The sequence below is a fragment of the Cribrihabitans pelagius genome (assembly GCF_048820915.1).
GTDB lineage: Bacteria > Pseudomonadota > Alphaproteobacteria > Rhodobacterales > Rhodobacteraceae > Cribrihabitans_A > Cribrihabitans_A pelagius.
This window is the reverse complement of record NZ_JBMERR010000014.1, coordinates 55,146-73,181: the sequence shown is the minus strand read 5'-3', so window position 1 is coordinate 73,181 and position 18,036 is coordinate 55,146. Positions and strand designations below refer to the sequence as shown.

The window sequence follows — 18,036 nt, the reverse complement described above, 5'->3', positions numbered from 1 at the left end:
GACATGACTACTACAGACCTGAAATGCCCGATCGATCAGTTGGAGCTATGGGCGCAAACACGGCCTCAGAGCGTATATTTACGGCAGCCGGAACACGGAAAAATTCGCGAAATAACCTGGGCAACGGTGTGGGATCAGACGCGCCGCATGGCTGCCGCTTTGCATTCGATGGGGCTTGAACCCGGTGACCGGGTCGCCATCATCGCCAAGAACAGTGCCGAATGGTTCATTGCTGATTTCGCGATTCAGGCCGCCGGGCTGGTGTCGGCGCCGGTCTATCCGACAGCATCGCCAGAAACGATCCGGTATATCCTGGAACACAGCGAGTCCAAAGTGGCCTTCATCGGCAAACTGGATGACATGACGCTGGTCAAATCAGGGTTGCCCGAGGATGTCACCACAATTGCGATGCCCTCTCCAACCTTGCATTGCGATCACCGGTGGCAGGATCTGATCGAGACCCATGATCCGCTGCAGTCCATTGCAAGGGCTGCGTTGGATGATCTTTTGACCATTGTCTATACGTCGGGATCCACCGGTAAGCCCAAGGGCGTTGAACTGACCTGCCGCAACATGGCCTATGGCGGCAAGGTGCCGATGGAGAAATTGGAACTGGGGCCAGAGGATCGCATGCTGTCTTATCTGCCCCTGGCGCATGCATTCGAACGCACCGTGGTAGAACATGGCAGCTTGTATCATGGGGCCTCGGTTTCTTTTGTGGAGTCCCTCGATACCTTCGCCGATGATCTGCGAAATGCTGCACCAACGATTTTCCAGTCCGTCCCCCGTCTTTGGATGAAGTTTCACTCGGGTGTTTTGGGCAAAATGCCCCAACGCAAACTGGATCTCTTACTGAGCATTCCTGTTCTGGGGAATGTCGTACGCAAGAAAATCAAGACCCAACTAGGCCTGCAGAACGCCCGCTTGTGCATCTCCGGCTCGGCTCCGATTTCACCGGCCATCCTGCATTGGTTTGAAAGACTGGGGATCAACATAAGCGAAGGGTGGGGCATGACCGAGACGGGTGGGGCCTCGACCGTCAACTACCCCTATCGCTCCGACAAGGTGGGCACGATTGGCGACCCAACTCCTGGAACGGAAATCAAGATATCGGCTGAGGGCGAAATCCTTGTGCGCGGGGACGGGGTGTTTTCCAGCTATCACAAGGAACCTGCGAAAACCGAAGAGGTAATGTCGAACGGATGGCTGCACACGGGTGACAAGGGCGAAATCGACAGTGACGGATACCTTCGGATCACCGGGCGCGTGAAAGACATCTTCAAGACAGCCAAAGGGAAATACGTTGCACCCGTGCCAATTGAAAGCCTGTTGTTCGAGGACCAGCATGTAGAGCAGGTCTGCGTGGTCGGCAGCGGCTTACCTCAGCCCGTTGCCATCACTGTCCTGTCACATGAAACCACTGATGCAGTCCCGGAGCATGAAATTCGGCAATTGTTGAGCCAATCTCTGAACAGGGTCAATGCCCAGCTTGGGAGACACGAGCAATTGGGACGGATCATCGTCGTGCCAGATGCATGGACCGTTGAAAACGAGCTCTTGACGCCGACGATGAAGATCAAGCGCGAATTGATTGAGGAAAAGTATGAAACTGTCGTGGCTATGCCTGCAGACAGCGAGGTTGTATTGCTGTGAATGTGACCTGGCCCCCTTTAATGGTCCTTACCCGAGAAACTGATCCGATCTGAATGCGAAATTTTGGGTGCATTTCTGGCACGAGAGGAGTGTACCGATGCCGAAGAAGCGCTTCAGCTCGAACCCCGCCTGGCCGAGATAATGTGCCAGTGCCCGATGATAGTTGCCAGTTGCTTCGAACCCGATCCCAACCGGCAGGCCGCAACCGGAAAGAGCCGCCACCAAACGCCCGAAGTCATCCGGAGTATTGGTGATGGTCATGCGGCGGAGGCGCTTCTTGCCGGGAGCCCCGATCAGAACACCGTGGCAGTGTTTGGAAATGTCGATGGCGGCCAGTAGCGCCGACGCAGTAGAATAGGTGGCGGTCATAGCCGGTTTCCTCAACGGTGTGGTTTACCCAAAACCACTGTTGAGACCCGAGCCTCGGTTATGGCCACGCGCGAACTGAGGTCTGCGCGCGTGGCCATAACCTCTCAGCGGCTAATCTTCCCGACGTGCTACGGCTCTAAGTTCGCAGGGCGGCCGCTGGACCAGTGGGCTTATCTGAACGAGCTTATCTGAACAAAGTCGAGCTGGACTTCAGCCGGCCAGGGAAGCCGACAGACAACGCCTTTGCGGAGACGTTCAACGGGAAGGTGCGGGCAGAGCGCATTGACCAGTAGCGGTTCTTGCCGGTCGAGGACGCCCGGTTAGAATGTGAGATGTACCGCCATGAGCACTGCAATCAATGGCTGCACAGCTCAGTCGCAACGTAACACCGGCAGAGTTCACGAAATCTAATGGGGCCACCTGCCACCCAATGGCATAGAAAACGGAAAAACGCTCAGGCCCGTGGTCCAGCATTGGGGGCAAGTTCATTACAACAGCAGCCTGCTGACACCCAAGCTGGACCACTCGGATGGCGCTGATCACGCCGACCACCCCGCGCCGCACGAACTGTTGCCGCTCATTTGCTGAAGCCGCTCTGTGCGTAGTTTCTTGCGCAACCGTCAGGTTACCAAAAGTATACTGGTTGAATTTCGTACCAGGTATTCGCAGGTACGCGACTTAAGCAGGAAACGCGGAGTGACACCATATGATCCCGCACGAAATCATGAGCCGAAGCTTTATATACAGTGATCATCAGCCCTGTCTCTTCGACATGCGGCCAGGGGCGCCGCGACCTACTGCTGCAGAATGCTCAATCGGGTTGGATGAAAATCATCGCTCTGAGTCGCGTATCGACGGCCTGCCCTATCCTTGGGTTCGGGATGGCCGAGACCCGTTTGACGATCAACTTTCCTGAAATGGGTTCAGAGCTGAAATAGCGAAGGCGAAGCAATGGCAGGTACGTCAAATAAGAAATTCACTGTCCTTATCGGCGTGTTGGCGATCGCCGGTCTCGGGGTGTGGTTCGCCACACGCCCCGATCCGATCATTCTCCAGGGAGAGGTGTCCGCCGATCGCTACGATGTCTCTGCGCGGGTTTCCGGCCGCGTCGTGGAATTGGGTGCAGATGTCGGCGACACCGTCGAGAAGGGCGATTTGCTGGTGATGCTGGAATCTCCGGAACTCCAGGCGTCACTGCAGACTCGCAAGGCAACCGTCGAAGTTGCCAGGGCCGACTATGAGCGCATCATCACCGTGCGCGATGAGGAAGTGGCCGCGCGGCAGGCGGAGCTTGAAGCCGCCGAGGCCGAGCTGGGACTGAGAGAGCACGAACTGGGACGCTTGCAGAGGCTGCGCGATTCCCCCGCCTTCTCCCAAGCTCAGCTGGATGTTGCAGTGCGCAATCGCGACTCCGCCCTGAAGCGGCGGGACGTTGCGCAAGCGACGCTGCAGCTGACGAAAGAAGGGGCGAGCGAGGCGGATCGGCAACTGGCCCGGGCGAGGGTCGAAGAGGCCGAGGCGGCCCTGCAGTCCGTGCAAGCGCAGATCAGCGAGCTTTCGGTCAAGGCACCCGTCGGCGGCCTCGTGACAACGCGCGTCGCCGAGATCGGCGAGAACTTCAGTCCGGGCGCCCCCCTGATCTCTCTCGTCGATATGAATGATCTGTGGTTCACGTTCAATGTGCGCGAAGATCTTCTCGAAGGCATCGAGATCGGCGACGTCCGCACGGTGCGGGTGCCAGCCCTGGCCGACAGGGAGGTCGAGGCGCGCGTTACCTTGATGAACGTGCTGGGGCAGTTCGCGGCGTGGCGCGCCACGCGTGCGACGGGCGATTTCGACTTGCGCACATTTGAAATTCGCGGCAAGCCCGTCGAGCCGGTGGAAGGGTTGCGGCCCGGGATGAGCGCGGTCGTGAGCGTCCCGGTGACGGAACGCTAAGGCCGATGAGGAGGAAAACCGTCCGACCCGGATTCTGGCTCGTCTTCAGGCGCGAAGTCCGGTGGCTCATCCGCCGTCCGTTTCTGGTCCTGCTCGCAAGCATCATCCCGATTGCGATGTTCTTGATCCTGGCGAGCGTCTATGCGCGCGGCATCGCGACGGAACTTCCCATCGCCGTGCTCGATCAGGATGACAGCCCCGGCTCTCGCCAGCTTGTGCATCTCGTCGATGCCGCGCCGGACATCCGGATCAAGACGAAAGTTGTCGATCTGGAGGAAGCGAAGCGCGGGATACTTTCCGGCAGCTACCAGGGACTGCTCTTGGTTCCGGAAAACTTCACGCGCGACGCCATGGCTGGCCGCCGGCCCGAGATCACGTTTTTCTACAACACGCAGATGATGGTTGCCGGCAACCACTCGGCGCGCGGCGTGTCGTCGGCCCTGCCTTCGATCGCGGCGCAGGTTCAGGCGGCGTCGCGCATGGCACGCGGCATGACCGCAGATCAGGCGGCGATTGCCGTTCAGCCGGTTGCGATGGACGCCCATGGCCTGTTCAATCCCGCACTCGATTACAGCCACTTCCTGCTCGCCGCACTTGTGGTCGCGGTTTTGCAACTGACGACGTCGCTCGCGACCTGCTACAGCGTTGCGCTGGACGTCGAAACGCCCCACAGCCTGAGAATCCTGCGCCGTCTGGGCGGCGGCATCGTGCCGGCCGTCCTGGGCAAGCTCTTGCCACTGACGATCGTCGCTTGCCTGGTTCACGCTGTGTGCGACATTATCATGTTCGGGTATTTCGGGCTGCCCCTCGACGGCTCGGGCTGGCTCCTGGCTCTGTCGGCGCTGGTCTTTCTTCTTTCCTGTCAAATCCTGGGAGCGCTTGCCGCGCTTTTTATCGGGGCGCCACCGCCGGCGCTGTCAGTCCTGGCACTGACGGTCTCTCCCTCGTTCGGCTATCTCGGGGTCTCGTTCCCGCGCGAGGCGATGAACGCCTTCTCGATCTGGTGGGGCAACATCTTTCCGGCGACTCCTTACGTTTCATTGCGGATCGACCAGACTGTGAGAGGGGGGCCAGTGGACGTGTCGCTTGCGATCCTGCATCACCAGTTTGTCTATCTCGCGGTCGCAGTGTCGATCCTCCTTTTCATCCTCGTGCGGATCAGACGGAAAGCGGCCACTGCGGGCACGCAACCGCCGGGTCAAGCAGCGGCGCCGGAGGTGTAGTCCATGACAACCTTTTTTTCTGTTGTGCGTGGCGAACTGGACAACCTCGTCACCAACGGCCGCATCTTCGCAATCTTCTTCATCGCAATTGCAATTCTCGGGCTTTATTATCCGCAACCCTACAGTTCCGAGGTCTTGCGAGAAGTCGCGGTCGCGGTGGTGGACCGGGACGACACGACCTCCTCGCGGCAGCTCACCCGCGACGTGGACGTGTCGCAGAACGCCCGTGTCGTCATGAAGCTGCCCGATGTGGCCTCGGCCGAGCGCGCCGTCTTCGAGCGCAGGATCTCGGGCTATCTTTTCATTCCGCAGCATTTCGAACGCGAGGTGTTGAGCGGACGGCAGGCGGCGGTCGCTTTTTACGGAGACGCCAGCTATTTCCTCATCTTTTCTAAGCTGCGATCGGCCATCGGCACCGCCATTCAACGGCTCGGGACGAACGTGGTGATCGGACAGCTTGCCGCCGACGGGATGAACCCGGATGAGGCGCTCGCGGTGGCTTCACCAATGCGCATCAACATGATCCCGCTGTTCAACCCCGAGGGCGGCTATGCCAGCTATGTCGTTCCGGCCGTCTTTCTGTTGATCGTTCAGCAGCTTCTTTTGATGGGGGTCGGCCTGCTGAACACCCTGCCTTCAGAAGCCCCAAGGGTCAGTGCCCCGCCGATCGTGGCCACCGTCGGCAAGTTAATCTCCTACGTGATCCCCGGCGTGTTCCTATACCTCGTGGCCACGATCATCATCCCCTACGTCTATAACATTCCGCGCATCGGCGATATCTGGTCGAGCCTCGCGATCGCGATCCCGTTCAGCCTAGCCGCCTCGGCGCTTGGCCTGTTCCTTGCAGCGCTTCTGCGGGATGCCATGATCGTCCAGCTTGTTTGCAGTCTGCTCGGATTGCCGCTGTTTTTCATGTCCGGCATCGCATGGCCGAGTGAAGCGATGCCCGAGCTCTTTCAGTCGCTGGCCCTCCTGATCCCCTCGACATCCGGCATCGACGCCGCAGTGCGCGTCAACCAGATGGGCGCGGACCTGTCGGATGTCACCGGGCAGGTCCGGACCCTGTGGATCCTCGCCGCGGGCTACGCGGTGCTGGCGGCTCCTGCCATGCGGCTGAACTCAGGCAAAGCAACGAAACACATTGACCGTATTCCCTAGCCCATGTCTCAATGAGATTAACCATTAAGGCCCTCGATGACAGCCCCGTAACAGGCCGCTGAAGAAGCCGGCTTTAGACGCGGCCTGCGGAACACGCTTCACCCTCCGCACGATAGTGGCGGTGGGGAATGATGCAGGGGACAAACGAGGCGCGTGGATCGCTTTGTAGCTACGTCGATCTTGACGCCCGCATCCCCGCACGTCGCCAGGTAGGCGCGGCATTCAGCAATCAACGGGCGCACAACCCGGCACGAAGGCTGCGCCTTGTCCCGGAAAAACCGCATGCGGATCGCGGAGGCGAATGGCTGGCTAAGATTGCTGGCGGCATGAGGCTGGATGAGACCGCCACAGGCCTGCCTCCAGCCACCCAATCCGGAAGATCTAGGAGGGACCTCAATCCAGCAGGGAAAACGGCGTCCCGCTGGCCTGGCCAATTCAGCGGCCTGTTAGATTGAACGGCAGCAACGCTAAGCCATCCGCCTGGCGACGCTAGCGCCGAGGGATTGAGACGACGCCGGTGCAGGAGGGGCTTGCCAGCGGCGCCAACGCGGCGCTGACCTTCGGCCGCTACGAGGGCGCGCTGCACCGGTTCAATGCCGAGGTCGAGGCCCGGCTCTGAGCCAGAGGGCCTAAACGCTCACCAGCTGGGCGCGCAGGAAGGCGACGTTGAAGGCGAGCCCCGGCAGCAGCCACTGGAACAGGCGCACGACGGCGAGGACCTCCTGAGGGTCGGCATCCTCTGACACGGCCTCTGTCAGCGCGTCCGGCGTGAGGCCGGTGGCATTGGGCAGTGCCAGCGCCAGCTCCACTGCGCGTTCGTGAATGTCCTGCACCGCGGGTTCGTAGCGGCCGGAGAGGATCACCGGCTTCAGGTCTCCCCAGGCCGCCGCGAAATAGCTCGGCCAGCGGGCAAAGGCGCGGTAGTCGGTGTTCACGAAGGGCAGGCCGAGCGTCTCGCGGAGGTCCGCATAGAGCGCGGCGGTGTCCGGGCTGGCGTGATGGGCCTCCATCAGCACCGGATGCGCCCCGGCGGATGGCTGAGCGGACCGGGACGCGGCCTCGCCCTGCGCGGTCCAGGCCTGGCCCTCCAAAAGCGCGCGGGCCAGCGACGCCATCAGCAGATAGGGCATGTTCCCGGCCGAGAAGACCTCGTTGCAGGCAGTGATCTGGTCCAGCTCGGCCGCGTCATAGCCCGCCTCCGCGAGCCGCGGCCCGATGGCAGGCGGGGAGAACGCACCGGCCCGCGTCTCCGCAAAGCTGCGCAGGTCCCGGCAGGCGGCGGCAAAGGCCTCGCTCGCGGCCACCGGCTCCAGGGCCTGCCAGAGCGTCCTGTAGAAGCCCGGGTAGCGGGCGAAGGCCATCGCCACGACCCCCATCCACGGCACACCAAGCCCGCGCTTGGTGCGGGCGTAGACATCGGCGAGCTCGCCGGTTGCGGCGCGCTCCGGCACGGGCTGGATGGACGGCAGCGGGGAGGGTTTCAGCCGGGCCAGCATCTCAGGCCTCCGCCGTCACGCTTGCGGGCAGCCCTTCGCTCCACTTGCGCAGCTCGTCCAGGAACCCAAGCGCGGTGCGGCCCAGATCGGTGATCTGGTATTGCACCGAGACCGGCGCGGTATCCAGCACCTGCCGGGTCACCAGCCCCTGCGATTCCAGCTGGCGCAGGCGTTCGGTGATCATCTTCTTACTGGCGCCGCCGATCATCCGGGCGAGATCGTTGAACCGCACCGGCTCGTCCTTCAGATGCCACAGGATGGACCCGGTCCACTTGCCGCCGATGATCCGCATACCCCGCTCGATGGCGCAGGGTTCAAAACAGGCGTCATAGGCGTTGCGGCGGCCTTTTTCGTCTTCTTCCACGCGAGCGCGCATCATTGCCTCCATGAGGTTTCGAAGAGGATTCGGGAGACAGGAAAAGTGATCAGGTGACTTTTCGTTTCCTTCCGCCACCCTTCATGAATTTCTTGCAGTTGTCAACGCGGCCTTCCCGGGTGCCGGTTTCTCCTTCAGTTTCGGGGCTCTAGCGGGTCCCGTCCGTGCAGGGCGCAGGCGTCGCGGGTGGCATGATCTCAAGGTTACCAAAAGTATACTAGTTGCGAAATGTTTCGTTGTGTCCAGATTGCTCGCTGTGCAGCGGCCGATCCCGCCGCGCCGCAGGCAATCGCAAGGAAGACACCATGAGCAATATTCTGATCCTCAACGGCCACCAGCCCTATCCCTTTGCCAAGGGTGAACTGAACGCAGCCTTCGTCGAACGCGCTGCCGCATATCTGGAGAAGGCAGGCCACGACGTGCGTGTGACCAAGGTCTCCGAGGGCTATGATGTCGAGCAGGAGATCGCCAGCCATCAATGGGCCGACATCGTCATCATGCAGTTCCCGGTGAACTGGATGGGGGTTCCGTGGTCGTTCAAGAAGTACATGGACGAGGTCTACACCGCCGGCATGGACGGCCGCCTGACCAATGGCGATGGCCGCGTCGCCGAAGCCCCGAAAGAGAACTACGGCATGGGCGGCTCGCTGACCGGCACCACCTACATGCTGTCCGTCACGCTGAACGCGCCGGCCGAGGCCTTTGACGACCCGTCCGAGCCGTTCTTCGAAGGCGCGTCGCTCGACGATCTGCTGCGTCCGGTGCATCTGAACGCGAAGTTCTTCGGCATGGCGCCGCTGCCCACCTTCGGCGCTTTCGACGTGATGAAGAACGCCGAGCCCGAGGCCGACTTCGCCCGTTTCGACGCGCATCTGGGCCGTGTCTTTGGTGCCAATTCCGTATCGGAAGTGGCCTGATCTGCGCCTGTGGAACTCATTCCAGAAAAGGAGGCTCATGAGATGAGCAACTCTCCCCTGATCACCGAAGGCCAGCGTGCTCCGCTGGCCGACGAGGCGTCGCCCGACATGTATGAAGAGCTGGTGAACACCGGAATTACGCGTCTGGTCCGCATGAAGATGCCGCCGGGTGCGACGGATGAGCCGCACCGCCACCCCGAGGAGATCGTCTACTTCATCAAGGGCGGCACGCTGTCCATCAAGCTCGAAGACGGCTCGATCGTCGAGAAAGAGGTGGCTGATGGCGACTTCATGCACAACGGACCCTGGATGCATCAGGTCAGCAATGTCGGAGCCACCACGGTTGAGGCCGTGCTTTTCGAGCGTCTGGACAATGACTTGGAACCGCACGACTGAGGCGAGGAACGGCAGATGAGCAAGACTATTCTGATCACTGGTGCCGGCTCCGGGCTTGGCAAGGGTGCGGCCTTCGAACTGGCGAAGCAGGGTCATCGCGTGATTGCGACGACCCACGGCGCAAAAGGGGCGGAAACGCTCAAGGCAGAAGCGGCTGAGCTGGGCCTAGCGCTGGAAACCGTCAAGCTGGACATTACCAGTGCGGAGGACCGTCAGGCCGCCTTCGACCGCTTTGGCGCCGAGGTGGATGTCGTGGTGGCAAACGCCGCCATCGGCGATACCGGCCCGATTGCCGAGGTTGACGTCGACCGCATCCGGAATGTGTTCGAGACCAACGTGTTCTCAACCGTCGAGTTCGTACAGCCCTATGCGCAGGCCTTTGCCCGCCGCGGGCGCGGCAAGGTGGTGTTCGTCTCGTCGATCGCCGGGTTCCTGACCTTCCCGTATCTGGCCCCCTATACCGCGTCCAAACACGCGCTGGAGGCCATCGCCGAACTGATGCGGGAAGAGCTTGAACCGATGGGTGTCCAGGTTGCGACCCTCAACCCGGGCGCGTACCGGACCGGGTTCAACGACCGGATGTATGACAAGATGGACGAGTGGTACGATCCGGAAAAGAGCATTACGCCGCCGGAAGCGATCCGCAAGGTCCGCGACCTGTTTGCAGGCGACGGCCTGCAGATGGATCCGCAGCCGATGATCGACAAGATGGCCGAGGTCATCGCAGCGGATCACCACAAGTTCCGCACTGTTTTCCCGGAAGAGGCGATCCAGGCCGTGCTGGATTACCAGCAAAAACACTGGACGCTGGAAATCTGAACCCATCGGGCCTGCGCGGCAACGCGCGGGCCCGGACACTCGCCCTCAGGAGACAATCATGAGCAAACCGGATATTCACCTTTATACCGCGGCCACGATGAACGGCTACAAGCCGGTCATCTTCCTGGAGGAAGCCGGGGTGCCCTACGACCTGACCTCGATCGACTTTGCCCGCCAGGAGCAGAAGGCGCCGGAGTACCTCGAGCTCAACCCCAACGGCAAGATCCCCACGATCTATGACCGCGCCGAGGGCCGGGCGGTCTTCGAGTCCGGGGCGATCCTGTGGCACCTGGCGGAGAAATACGGCCGGTTCCTGTCGGACGATCCGGTTACCCGGTCGGAAACGCTGCAGTGGCTGTTCTTCCAGGTGGGTCACGTCGGCCCGATGATGGGGCAGGCGATGTATTTCCAGCGCATCGCGGCGCCGAACGGGCAGGAGGAGCCGTTCTCGATCAAGCGCTACGTGGATGAATCCCGCCGCCTGATGGAAGTGCTGAACACGCGCCTTGAGGGACGCGGCTATATCGCGGGCGAATATTCCATCGCCGACATGATGATCTACCCCTGGGCGCGGGCCTACCCTTGGGCGCGGGTCGAGGTTGACGACTTGCCGCACCTGAAGGCCTGGTTCGACCGCATCGACGCGCGCCCGGCGGTGCAGAAGGCGCTGACCATCCCCAAGGCGCAGCCTCAGTTCTGGGACGAAAACGCGGATGCGGAGGCCTTCCTGAAGGAAAACGCGGCGCGGTTTGCGGGCGATGTGAAGAAGGCGTGAGCCTTGCAGGGCGGGGCGTGCGCAGCGCCGCCGCCCGCGGGGCCGATTGCCGGGAAGGAGCGATGGCATGAAGACACTGGTATACCTGGCGCATCCGCGGCCCGGCCGCTCGGAGATCAACGCGCCGATGTTCAGGGCCGCGCAGGCGATCGAGGGCCTCACCTGCGTCGATCTCTACGGCGAATACCCGTCGTTCGGCATCGATACCGACCGCGAGCAGCAGCGGCTCACCGAACATGACGCCATCGTATTCCTGCACCCGGTGTTCTGGTATTCCGCGCCGGCCTTGCTGAAGGAATGGCAGGACCTGGTGCTGGAGCACGGCTTTGCCTATGGCCAGTCGGGCCACGCGCTTGACGGCAAGGTGACCTTCAACGCAGTCACCTGCGGGGCCGCCGCCGAGGTCTACACACCCGACGGTGCAAATGGCGCGCATCTTCGTGACTTGCTGATGCCGTTCGAGAAAACCGCTGATCTGTGCCGGATGCGCTACCTGGCACCCTTCGTGCTGTTCGGCGCGGGGCGTGCGGTGGACGAGGGGCGGGACAAGTCCCACCTCGCCGAATGGCGGGCGCTGCTGCAGGCGCTGCGCGACGATACGCTGGACATCGCGGCGGCACGTGCGGCGCTGACGCTGAACGGGATCGCGGCGGCAGGGGCCGCCAAGCTGGAGGCCGTGTAATGGAACTGCTCGCTGCCGGTTTTGTCTATCTCGCCGCTGCCGTCCTGGCGGTGCCGCTGGCCAAGCGTCTCGGCCTCGGCTCCGTCCTCGGCTATCTGATCGCCGGGGTGGTGATCGGCCCGGTTCTGGGCATCGTCGGCGGCGAGACCGCCGACATCCAGCATTTTGCCGAGTTCGGCGTGGTGATGATGCTGTTCCTGGTCGGCCTGGAACTGCAGCCCGCAATGCTGTGGCGGATGCGGGCGCAGCTTCTCGGGCTGGGCGGCCTGCAGGTGCTGGGCACCGCCGCGCTGATCGCCGCGGCAGCGCTGGCCTTTGGCCTGGCCTGGCAGGCGGCCCTGGCGCTGGGGATGATCCTGGCGCTGTCCTCCACCGCGATCGTGCTGCAGACGCTGGGCGAAAAGGGGCTGATGCCGACAACGGGCGGCAAGAGCGCCTTTTCCGTGCTGCTGACGCAGGACATCGCAGTGATCCCGATGCTGGCGCTGATGCCGCTGCTGGCGGTGAACGCGGCGGCGGGCGGAGATGACGGGCTTGGCGATGCGGGCCATGGCGCGCCCGCGGCGGATACGCACGGGCACGGCCACGGCGCGCCGACGCTGTTCGACACGCTGCCCGACTGGGTGCAGGCGGCGGCGGTGCTGATCATCATTGCGGGCATCGTCGTGGCGGGGCGGACGGTGATCCGGCCGGTCTTCCGCTTCATCGCCGAGGCCCGCCTGCGCGAGATCTTCACCGCCGCCGCGCTGATGCTGGTGATCGGCATTGCACTGTTGATGAATTACGTCGGTCTGTCCCCCGCGCTTGGCACATTCCTGGCCGGCGTGGTGCTGTCGGACAGCGAATACCGGCACGAGTTGGAGAGCGACATCGAACCCTTCAAGGGGCTGCTTCTGGGCCTGTTCTTCATCACCGTCGGGGCGGGCATCGACTTCGGGCTGCTGCTGTCCAACCCCTTCGGCCTCGTGGGGCTCACGGTTGCGCTGATGGCGGTCAAGGCGGGGCTGCTCTACGTGCTGGCCACCGGCTTCGGGCTGCGCGGCGCCGACCGCTGGCTGGCCACCCTGGGGCTCGCGCAGGCGGGAGAGTTCGCCTTTGTCCTGTTCGGCTTTGCCGCCGGGGCCGGTATCCTGGGGGCAGAGGTGGTCAAGCCGATGACACTGGTGGTGGCGCTGACCATGCTGCTGACGCCGCTGCTGTTCATTTTATACGAGAAGGTACTGGCGCCGCGTGCGGTGCGGACAGAAGACCGCGCGGCGGACGGGATCGACGAGGCGGGCAGCATCGTGGTGGCGGGCATCGGCCGGGTTGGCCAGATCATCACGCGGATGCTGGTCACCAACGGCCACAAGGTGACGGTGCTGGACCACGATCCCGACACCATCGGGAACCTGTCGCGGATCGGCTTCCGCGCCTATTACGGCGATGCCACCCGCCCGGACCTGCTGCACAGCGCCGGGCTGGAGAACGCCCGGCTGTTTGTCGCCGCGCTGGATGACCGGGAGAAGCAGACCGAGCTGGTGCATCATGTCGCCAAGACCTATCCCGGGGTGATCATCCACGCCCGCGCCCACGACCGGCACCACGTCTACGAACTGGAGCAGGCGGGCGCCCATCTGGTCCAGCGGGAGACCTTCGAGAGCGCGCTGGCGATGGGCCGCGATGCGCTGACCGCCATCGGCTGCCACCCCTTCCAAGCCGAGACCGCAAGCCGCATCTTCCGCGCCCACGACCGCGAGGCGCTGGACGGGCTGCGGGAGACCTGGAACGCCGAAGGGGTCTCGGCCGGGTATCTCGACGCGATGCGGGCGCAGTCGCAAACCCTGTTCAAGCTGATGACCGCCGACCGGCTGGACCGCCACGACCGCTCGGAACGCGGCTGGACACCTCCGCCCAAGGGCGATGCAAACCTGTGAGGAAGACCGCGATGAGTGACAGCAGACCTGACATCCTGCTCTATACGGCGCCGACGATGAACGGCTGGAAGCCGCTGATCTTCCTGCACGAGGCGGGCATCCCCTACGAGCTGGCGGCAGTGGATTTCGCTAGGAAGGAACAGAAGGCGCCGGAGTATCTGAAGCTCAACCCGAACGGCCGCATCCCCACCATCGTCGACCGCGGCAACGATGACTTCGCGGTCTTCGAAAGCGGCGCGATCCTGTGGTATCTGGCGGAGAAATACGGCCGCTTCCTGAGCGCCGATCCCAAAGAGCGCTCGCAGACGCATCAATGGCTGATGTTCCAGATGGGCGGCATCGGGCCGATGATGGGGCAGGCGATGTATTTCCAGCGCATCGCCCGGCCCAACGGCCATGACGACCCCTTTGCCATCAAGCGCTACGTGGAGGAGACCCGCCGCCTGCTGGAGGTGCTCGACGGCCGTCTAAAGGGGCGGGACTGGCTGGTGGGGGAGGAGATGTCGATTGCCGATATCGCCACTTACCCCTGGGCGCGGTCCCACTTCTGGGCCGGGGTGGACGTCTCCGGTCTCGACCATCTGAACGCCTGGTTCGCGCGCCTTGATGCGCGGCCTGCCACCCAGGCAGCGCTGCAGCTGCCGAAACCGCGGCCTGCTGTCTTTGGCGCAGGCGACACCGAAGCCGCGGCGGCCGCCAATGCGGCCAATTACGCCGCCGATTAAAAGGAGTGAGCCCATGACCGCAGACACCCCTCCGATCCGCGTCGATATCGTCTCTGATGTCGTCTGTCCCTGGTGCGCCATCGGCTATTACCAGCTGGCCAAGGCGGTGCGCGAGACCGGCATCGAAGTGGACATCCACTGGCACCCGTTCGAACTGAACCCGCAGATGGCGCCGGAGGGGGAGAACCTGCGTGAGCACTTGGCCGCGAAATACGGCACTACGCCGGAGGGGTCGCGCCAGGCGCGGGCGCGGTTGACGGAGATGGGCGCGGCGCTGGGGTTCACCTTCAACTACGCTGACGACATGCGCATGTATAACACTTTCCGTGCCCATCAGCTGATCGGCTGGGCAGAGGAGCAGGGCAAGGCGCATGAGGTCAAGCTGGCGCTGTTTGCGGCTTTCTTTTCCCGGCGCGCGGATGTCTCCAGCATCGATGTGCTGGCCGGGGTGGCCGCGGCCACGGGACTGGACGGCGATGCCGCCCGCGCCATGCTGGACAGCGGCGAACGCGCCGAACAGGTGCGCGCCAAGGAGCAGTTCTGGCCCAGCCGCGGGGTGCGGGGCGTGCCCGCGATGATCTTTGAGCGCCAGCATCTGGTCAGCGGCGCGCAAGGAGAAGAGAATTACGCCGGTATCCTGCGCCAGCTGAAGGCCGCGCAGGCAGCCTGAGGGAGGGCGCTATGAGCGAAGCATTCGATATCCGCCGCGCGGAGGGCGAGAGCAAGGGCCGCTATGTGTTGCGTTTGGACGGGCATGAGGCGGTGATGACTTATTCGCGACTGGGCACCGCCTCGATCATCATCGACCATACCGAGGTGCCGGAGGCGCTGAAGGGGCGCGGCGCGGGCCGGGCGCTGGTGCAGCGCGGCGTCGAGGATGCACGCGCCGAGGGCCGCAAGATCGTGCCGCTGTGCCCCTTCGCCAAGGCCCAGATCGCCCGCCATCCGGACTGGCAGGACGTGCTCTAGCAGTTGCCTCCGCAGGGCAATTGGATACTTGGGTCTGTCCCCGGCCAATGCGTCGGCATGCGAATATGCGTTTATGGGAGGAGATGGATGAATCTGAAGGAAATCAAGGCATTGACCTACGACACCGGCGGTACCGTGCTGGACTGGCACAGCGGCTTTCGCGATGCATTCGCCGCGGCAGGGCAGCGCCACGGGATCCGCCGGGACTGGGCGGCGCTGGCCAATGATCTGCGGCGGCGGTCGATGCAGGCGATGCTGAACCTCGGCGAAAACGGCCCGCCGGAGTACAATTTCGACGAGGCGCACCACTTCTGCCTGGAGGCGCTTCTGGAAGCCGAAGGGCTGGAGGCTTTTGACGCGCAGGACCGGCGCGCGATTGCCTGGGAGGCGCCGCATGGTTTTGACGCCTGGCCGGACGTGCGGGAAGGGCTGGCGGCGCTGCGCCGGGACCGCATCGTCGCGTCGTTCTCGCTGCTGTCCTACCGGCTGATCATCGACAGCTCGCGCCGGAACGGCCTGGTCTGGGACGCGGTGCTGTCCTGCGAGGGGCTCGGCCTCTACAAGCTGCTGCCAGAAGCCTACCGGCGGGCGGCGGGGCGGCTGCAGCTGGCCCCGGAGGAATGCCTGATGGTGGCCTGCCACCCATATGACCTGGACGCGGCGCGGCAGGTGGGGTTCCGCACCGCGCTGGTGCGGCGGCCGCGGGAATGGGGGGACCAGCCCCCGGAGACGCCCGCGCAGGGCGAAACCGGCGCCTATGACCTGGAGGTGGACAGTATCACGGAGCTGGCGGCGGCGCTGCGGGGCTAGGCGCGCTCCCCTGCGTGCGGCGGAAGCGGCCGGGGGTCATGCCTGCTTGGCGGGAGAACACCCGGTGAAAGGCCGGCAGGTCGGAATAGCCCACCTCCGCCGCGATCTCCGCCACGCTGCGGGTGGTCGCGGCGAGCAGATCGCGGGCGCGCTCGATCCGCAGGTTCTGCTGGTAGGCGGTCAGGCTGTGGCCGGTGGCGCGGGTGAAGCGCCGCTGCAGGCTGCGCAGCGACAGGCCAACCGCGGCGGCCAGTTCCTTCGCGCGAAGCGGCTCGGCAAGCTGCGCCTCGATCCGCTGCTGCGCGGCCAGCACGGGGGCATCGCCATGGTCCATCGGCGGCAGGAAGCGGCGGAAGCGGCGCTGGTCGCGGCGGCCCGGGTCGATGATGAAATGCCGGGCCGTGTCCAGCATCGCGGCGCGCCCCGCCAGCCGCTCGATCATCACCAGCGCCAGGTCGATCCAGGCCATCAGCCCGCCCGCGGTCACCAGGTCGGTGTGCTCGATCACCAGCCGCCCGGTATCGAGCTGCAGGCCGGGGTAGGCCGCCCGCATCCGCGCCTCGAGCCCCCAGTGGGTGGTGACCGGACGGCCCCGGTCGATCCCGGCGGCGGCAATCCAGTGCAGACCGGTGCAGGCCGAGCAGATCAGCGCGCCGCGTGCGGATTGCTGCGCCAGCCAGCCGGTGACCCAGGGTGCGTCCGTGGGATGAACCTCGCGCGCGGAAGGCGGCAGGATCACGGCGCGGGCGCGCTCGGGCGCGTCATCAGGCTGGCGGACGGTCAGCGGGGCGAGCCCCGCGTGGCCCAGGATGTCGCCAAGCCCCAGCACCGCCGAGGGCATTGCCCCGGGGTAGGCCAGGATCACGGCGGGCAGCGGTTCGGCGGAGGGATCGGGTGGCATGGCTTGGCGTAACCGGCAAAAACTTTGTCACCCGCGACAATACCCGGCCCGGCGGCGCTGCGCCATACCAGTGCGGGACCAAGCAATGGAGAGCCCCGATGCCAAACACCCCCCACAGCCTCACCGTCGGCCGGATCCGGCTGACCGTGTTCGATGACGGTCATTTCGATCTGCCGATGGAGTATTTCTCCGGCCTGTCCGAGGATCTGGCCAGTCGGCTGAACGCGCCGCTTACCATCGGCGCCAACCTCTGGCTGATCGAGGCCGGCAGCCGCCGCTTGCTGGTGGACACCGGCTCCGGCGCGGCGCTGCAGCAGCGGTTCCCGGCCACCGGAAAGGCGCTGGCGCAGATCGCCGGAGAGGAGATCACCGACATCGTGCTGACCCATATGCACGCCGACCATCTGGGCGGGCTCATGGGCGGCGGGTTTGCCGGGGCGAAGGTTCACGTCTCGAAGCCCGAATGGGCGTTCTGGACCCAGAAGGGGCTGGCCGATGCGGTGCCCGAGGACCAGCGCCCGATGATCGAGATGGTGCAGGCGGTGGCCGCGTCCTTTGCGGACCGGGTGGTGCTGCACGAGGGCGCCGCCGATCTGGGCGAAGGCCTGAGCCTGAGGCCGCTGCCGGGGCATACCCCGGGCCACATTGGGCTGCGCCTGCAATCCGGGGGCGAGGAGCTGCTGATCGCGGGCGATGCGCTGATCTCGGGCGCGGTGCATTTTGCCGAGCCGGACGTGGCTTACGCGCTCGACAGCGACGCGGCCGCAGCCGCTGCCACCCGCCGGGCGCTGCTGGCGGAGGCGGCGCAGTCGGGCACGCCCATCGCCGCCACCCATCTGCCCTTCCCGGGCCTGGGCCGGGTCGAGGCCGAGGGCGATGCCTGGCGGTTTGTGCCGCTCTGAGCGGGCCCTTC

Annotated in this window: 18 protein-coding genes and 2 pseudogenes; 16 read left to right on the top strand and 4 right to left on the bottom strand. The window is 64.3% G+C overall.

The features are described 5' to 3' along the window. The first annotated feature begins 3 nt into the window (after positions 1-3). Positions 4-1,653: an AMP-binding protein gene (locus ACOHX0_RS13555; RefSeq protein ID WP_420677413.1), complete on the top strand. Its 1,650-nt coding sequence runs from the start codon at positions 4-6 to the stop codon at positions 1,651-1,653. Between the two features lie 93 nt (positions 1,654-1,746). Here ACOHX0_RS13555 and ACOHX0_RS13550 read toward each other — a convergent pair. Next, positions 1,747-2,022: pseudogene (locus ACOHX0_RS13550) on the bottom strand (IS110 family transposase); the annotation flags it as partial. Between the two features lie 132 nt (positions 2,023-2,154). On the opposite strand from ACOHX0_RS13550, the pseudogene ACOHX0_RS13545 reads away from it, so the two are divergent. The 4 genes and pseudogenes from ACOHX0_RS13545 to ACOHX0_RS13530 form a co-directional block, all read left to right on the top strand. After that, positions 2,155-2,312, top strand: a pseudogene (locus tag ACOHX0_RS13545) (integrase core domain-containing protein); the annotation flags it as partial. 661 nt (positions 2,313-2,973) lie between these two features. Continuing rightward, on the top strand, positions 2,974-3,960 hold the full coding sequence (locus ACOHX0_RS13540) for an HlyD family secretion protein (protein ID WP_420677411.1): 987 nt from the start codon (positions 2,974-2,976) through the stop codon (positions 3,958-3,960). 5 nt (positions 3,961-3,965) lie between these two features. Further along, positions 3,966-5,183: an ABC transporter permease gene (locus ACOHX0_RS13535; RefSeq protein ID WP_420677410.1), complete on the top strand. Its 1,218-nt coding sequence runs from the start codon at positions 3,966-3,968 to the stop codon at positions 5,181-5,183. Between the two features lie 3 nt (positions 5,184-5,186). Further along, positions 5,187-6,341 carry an ABC transporter permease gene (locus ACOHX0_RS13530; RefSeq protein WP_420677409.1) on the top strand — a complete coding sequence of 385 codons (1,155 nt, stop codon included), beginning with the start codon at positions 5,187-5,189 and terminating at the stop codon, positions 6,339-6,341. A gap of 629 nt (positions 6,342-6,970) precedes the next feature. Here ACOHX0_RS13530 and ACOHX0_RS13525 read toward each other — a convergent pair. Next, entirely contained in the window at positions 6,971-7,837 is an 867-nt protein-coding gene (locus ACOHX0_RS13525) for a halocarboxylic acid dehydrogenase DehI family protein (RefSeq protein ID WP_420677407.1), read from the bottom strand. Position 7,838: 1 nt separating this feature from the next. Continuing rightward, positions 7,839-8,213 (bottom strand): winged helix-turn-helix transcriptional regulator, encoded by a 375-nt coding sequence (locus ACOHX0_RS13520; RefSeq protein WP_420677406.1) that lies wholly within the window; start codon positions 8,211-8,213, stop codon positions 7,839-7,841. A 305-nt stretch (positions 8,214-8,518) separates the two neighbouring features. Here ACOHX0_RS13520 and ACOHX0_RS13515 point away from each other — a divergent pair, with 305 nt between their 5' ends. From ACOHX0_RS13515 to ACOHX0_RS13470, 10 genes are all read left to right on the top strand, one after another. Then, positions 8,519-9,130 (top strand): NAD(P)H-dependent oxidoreductase, encoded by a 612-nt coding sequence (locus tag ACOHX0_RS13515; protein WP_420677405.1) that lies wholly within the window; start codon positions 8,519-8,521, stop codon positions 9,128-9,130. Between the two features lie 42 nt (positions 9,131-9,172). Then, positions 9,173-9,526, top strand: coding sequence for a cupin domain-containing protein (locus ACOHX0_RS13510; protein WP_420677404.1), 354 nt, complete (start codon positions 9,173-9,175; stop codon positions 9,524-9,526). Between the two features lie 15 nt (positions 9,527-9,541). Further along, positions 9,542-10,345 carry an SDR family oxidoreductase gene (locus tag ACOHX0_RS13505; protein ID WP_420677403.1) on the top strand — a complete coding sequence of 268 codons (804 nt, stop codon included), beginning with the start codon at positions 9,542-9,544 and terminating at the stop codon, positions 10,343-10,345. Positions 10,346-10,403: 58 nt separating this feature from the next. Next, a complete protein-coding gene (locus tag ACOHX0_RS13500) occupies positions 10,404-11,120 on the top strand; it encodes a glutathione S-transferase family protein (protein ID WP_420677401.1) in 717 nt (238 codons plus the stop codon). Between the two features lie 67 nt (positions 11,121-11,187). Continuing rightward, complete coding sequence (locus tag ACOHX0_RS13495; protein ID WP_420677400.1) at positions 11,188-11,802, top strand: NAD(P)H-dependent oxidoreductase; 615 nt, start codon at positions 11,188-11,190, stop codon at positions 11,800-11,802. Beyond that, complete coding sequence (locus ACOHX0_RS13490) at positions 11,802-13,718, top strand: monovalent cation:proton antiporter-2 (CPA2) family protein (RefSeq protein ID WP_420677399.1); 1,917 nt, start codon at positions 11,802-11,804, stop codon at positions 13,716-13,718. Before ACOHX0_RS13495 ends, ACOHX0_RS13490 begins: the two co-directional genes overlap by 1 nt. Positions 13,719-13,729: 11 nt before the next feature. Then, on the top strand, positions 13,730-14,443 hold the full coding sequence (locus ACOHX0_RS13485; protein WP_420677398.1) for a glutathione S-transferase family protein: 714 nt from the start codon (positions 13,730-13,732) through the stop codon (positions 14,441-14,443). 13 nt (positions 14,444-14,456) lie between these two features. Continuing rightward, positions 14,457-15,113, top strand: coding sequence for a DsbA family oxidoreductase (locus ACOHX0_RS13480; RefSeq protein ID WP_420677397.1), 657 nt, complete (start codon positions 14,457-14,459; stop codon positions 15,111-15,113). 11 nt (positions 15,114-15,124) lie between these two features. Beyond that, the gene (locus ACOHX0_RS13475) at positions 15,125-15,412 is read left to right on the top strand and encodes a GNAT family N-acetyltransferase (protein WP_420677396.1); all 288 of its coding nucleotides are present in this window, start codon (positions 15,125-15,127) and stop codon (positions 15,410-15,412) included. 87 nt (positions 15,413-15,499) lie between these two features. Further along, entirely contained in the window at positions 15,500-16,222 is a 723-nt protein-coding gene (locus tag ACOHX0_RS13470) for an HAD family hydrolase (RefSeq protein WP_420677394.1), read from the top strand. Here the strand turns inward: ACOHX0_RS13470 and ACOHX0_RS13465 are convergent. Next, positions 16,191-17,123: a GlxA family transcriptional regulator gene (locus tag ACOHX0_RS13465; protein WP_420677392.1), complete on the bottom strand. Its 933-nt coding sequence runs from the start codon at positions 17,121-17,123 to the stop codon at positions 16,191-16,193. The genes ACOHX0_RS13470 and ACOHX0_RS13465 overlap by 32 nt on opposite strands. Before the next feature lie 98 nt (positions 17,124-17,221). On the opposite strand from ACOHX0_RS13465, the gene ACOHX0_RS13460 reads away from it, so the two are divergent. Further along, the gene (locus tag ACOHX0_RS13460; RefSeq protein WP_420677390.1) at positions 17,222-18,025 is read left to right on the top strand and encodes an MBL fold metallo-hydrolase; all 804 of its coding nucleotides are present in this window, start codon (positions 17,222-17,224) and stop codon (positions 18,023-18,025) included. Positions 18,026-18,036: the final 11 nt, after the last annotated feature.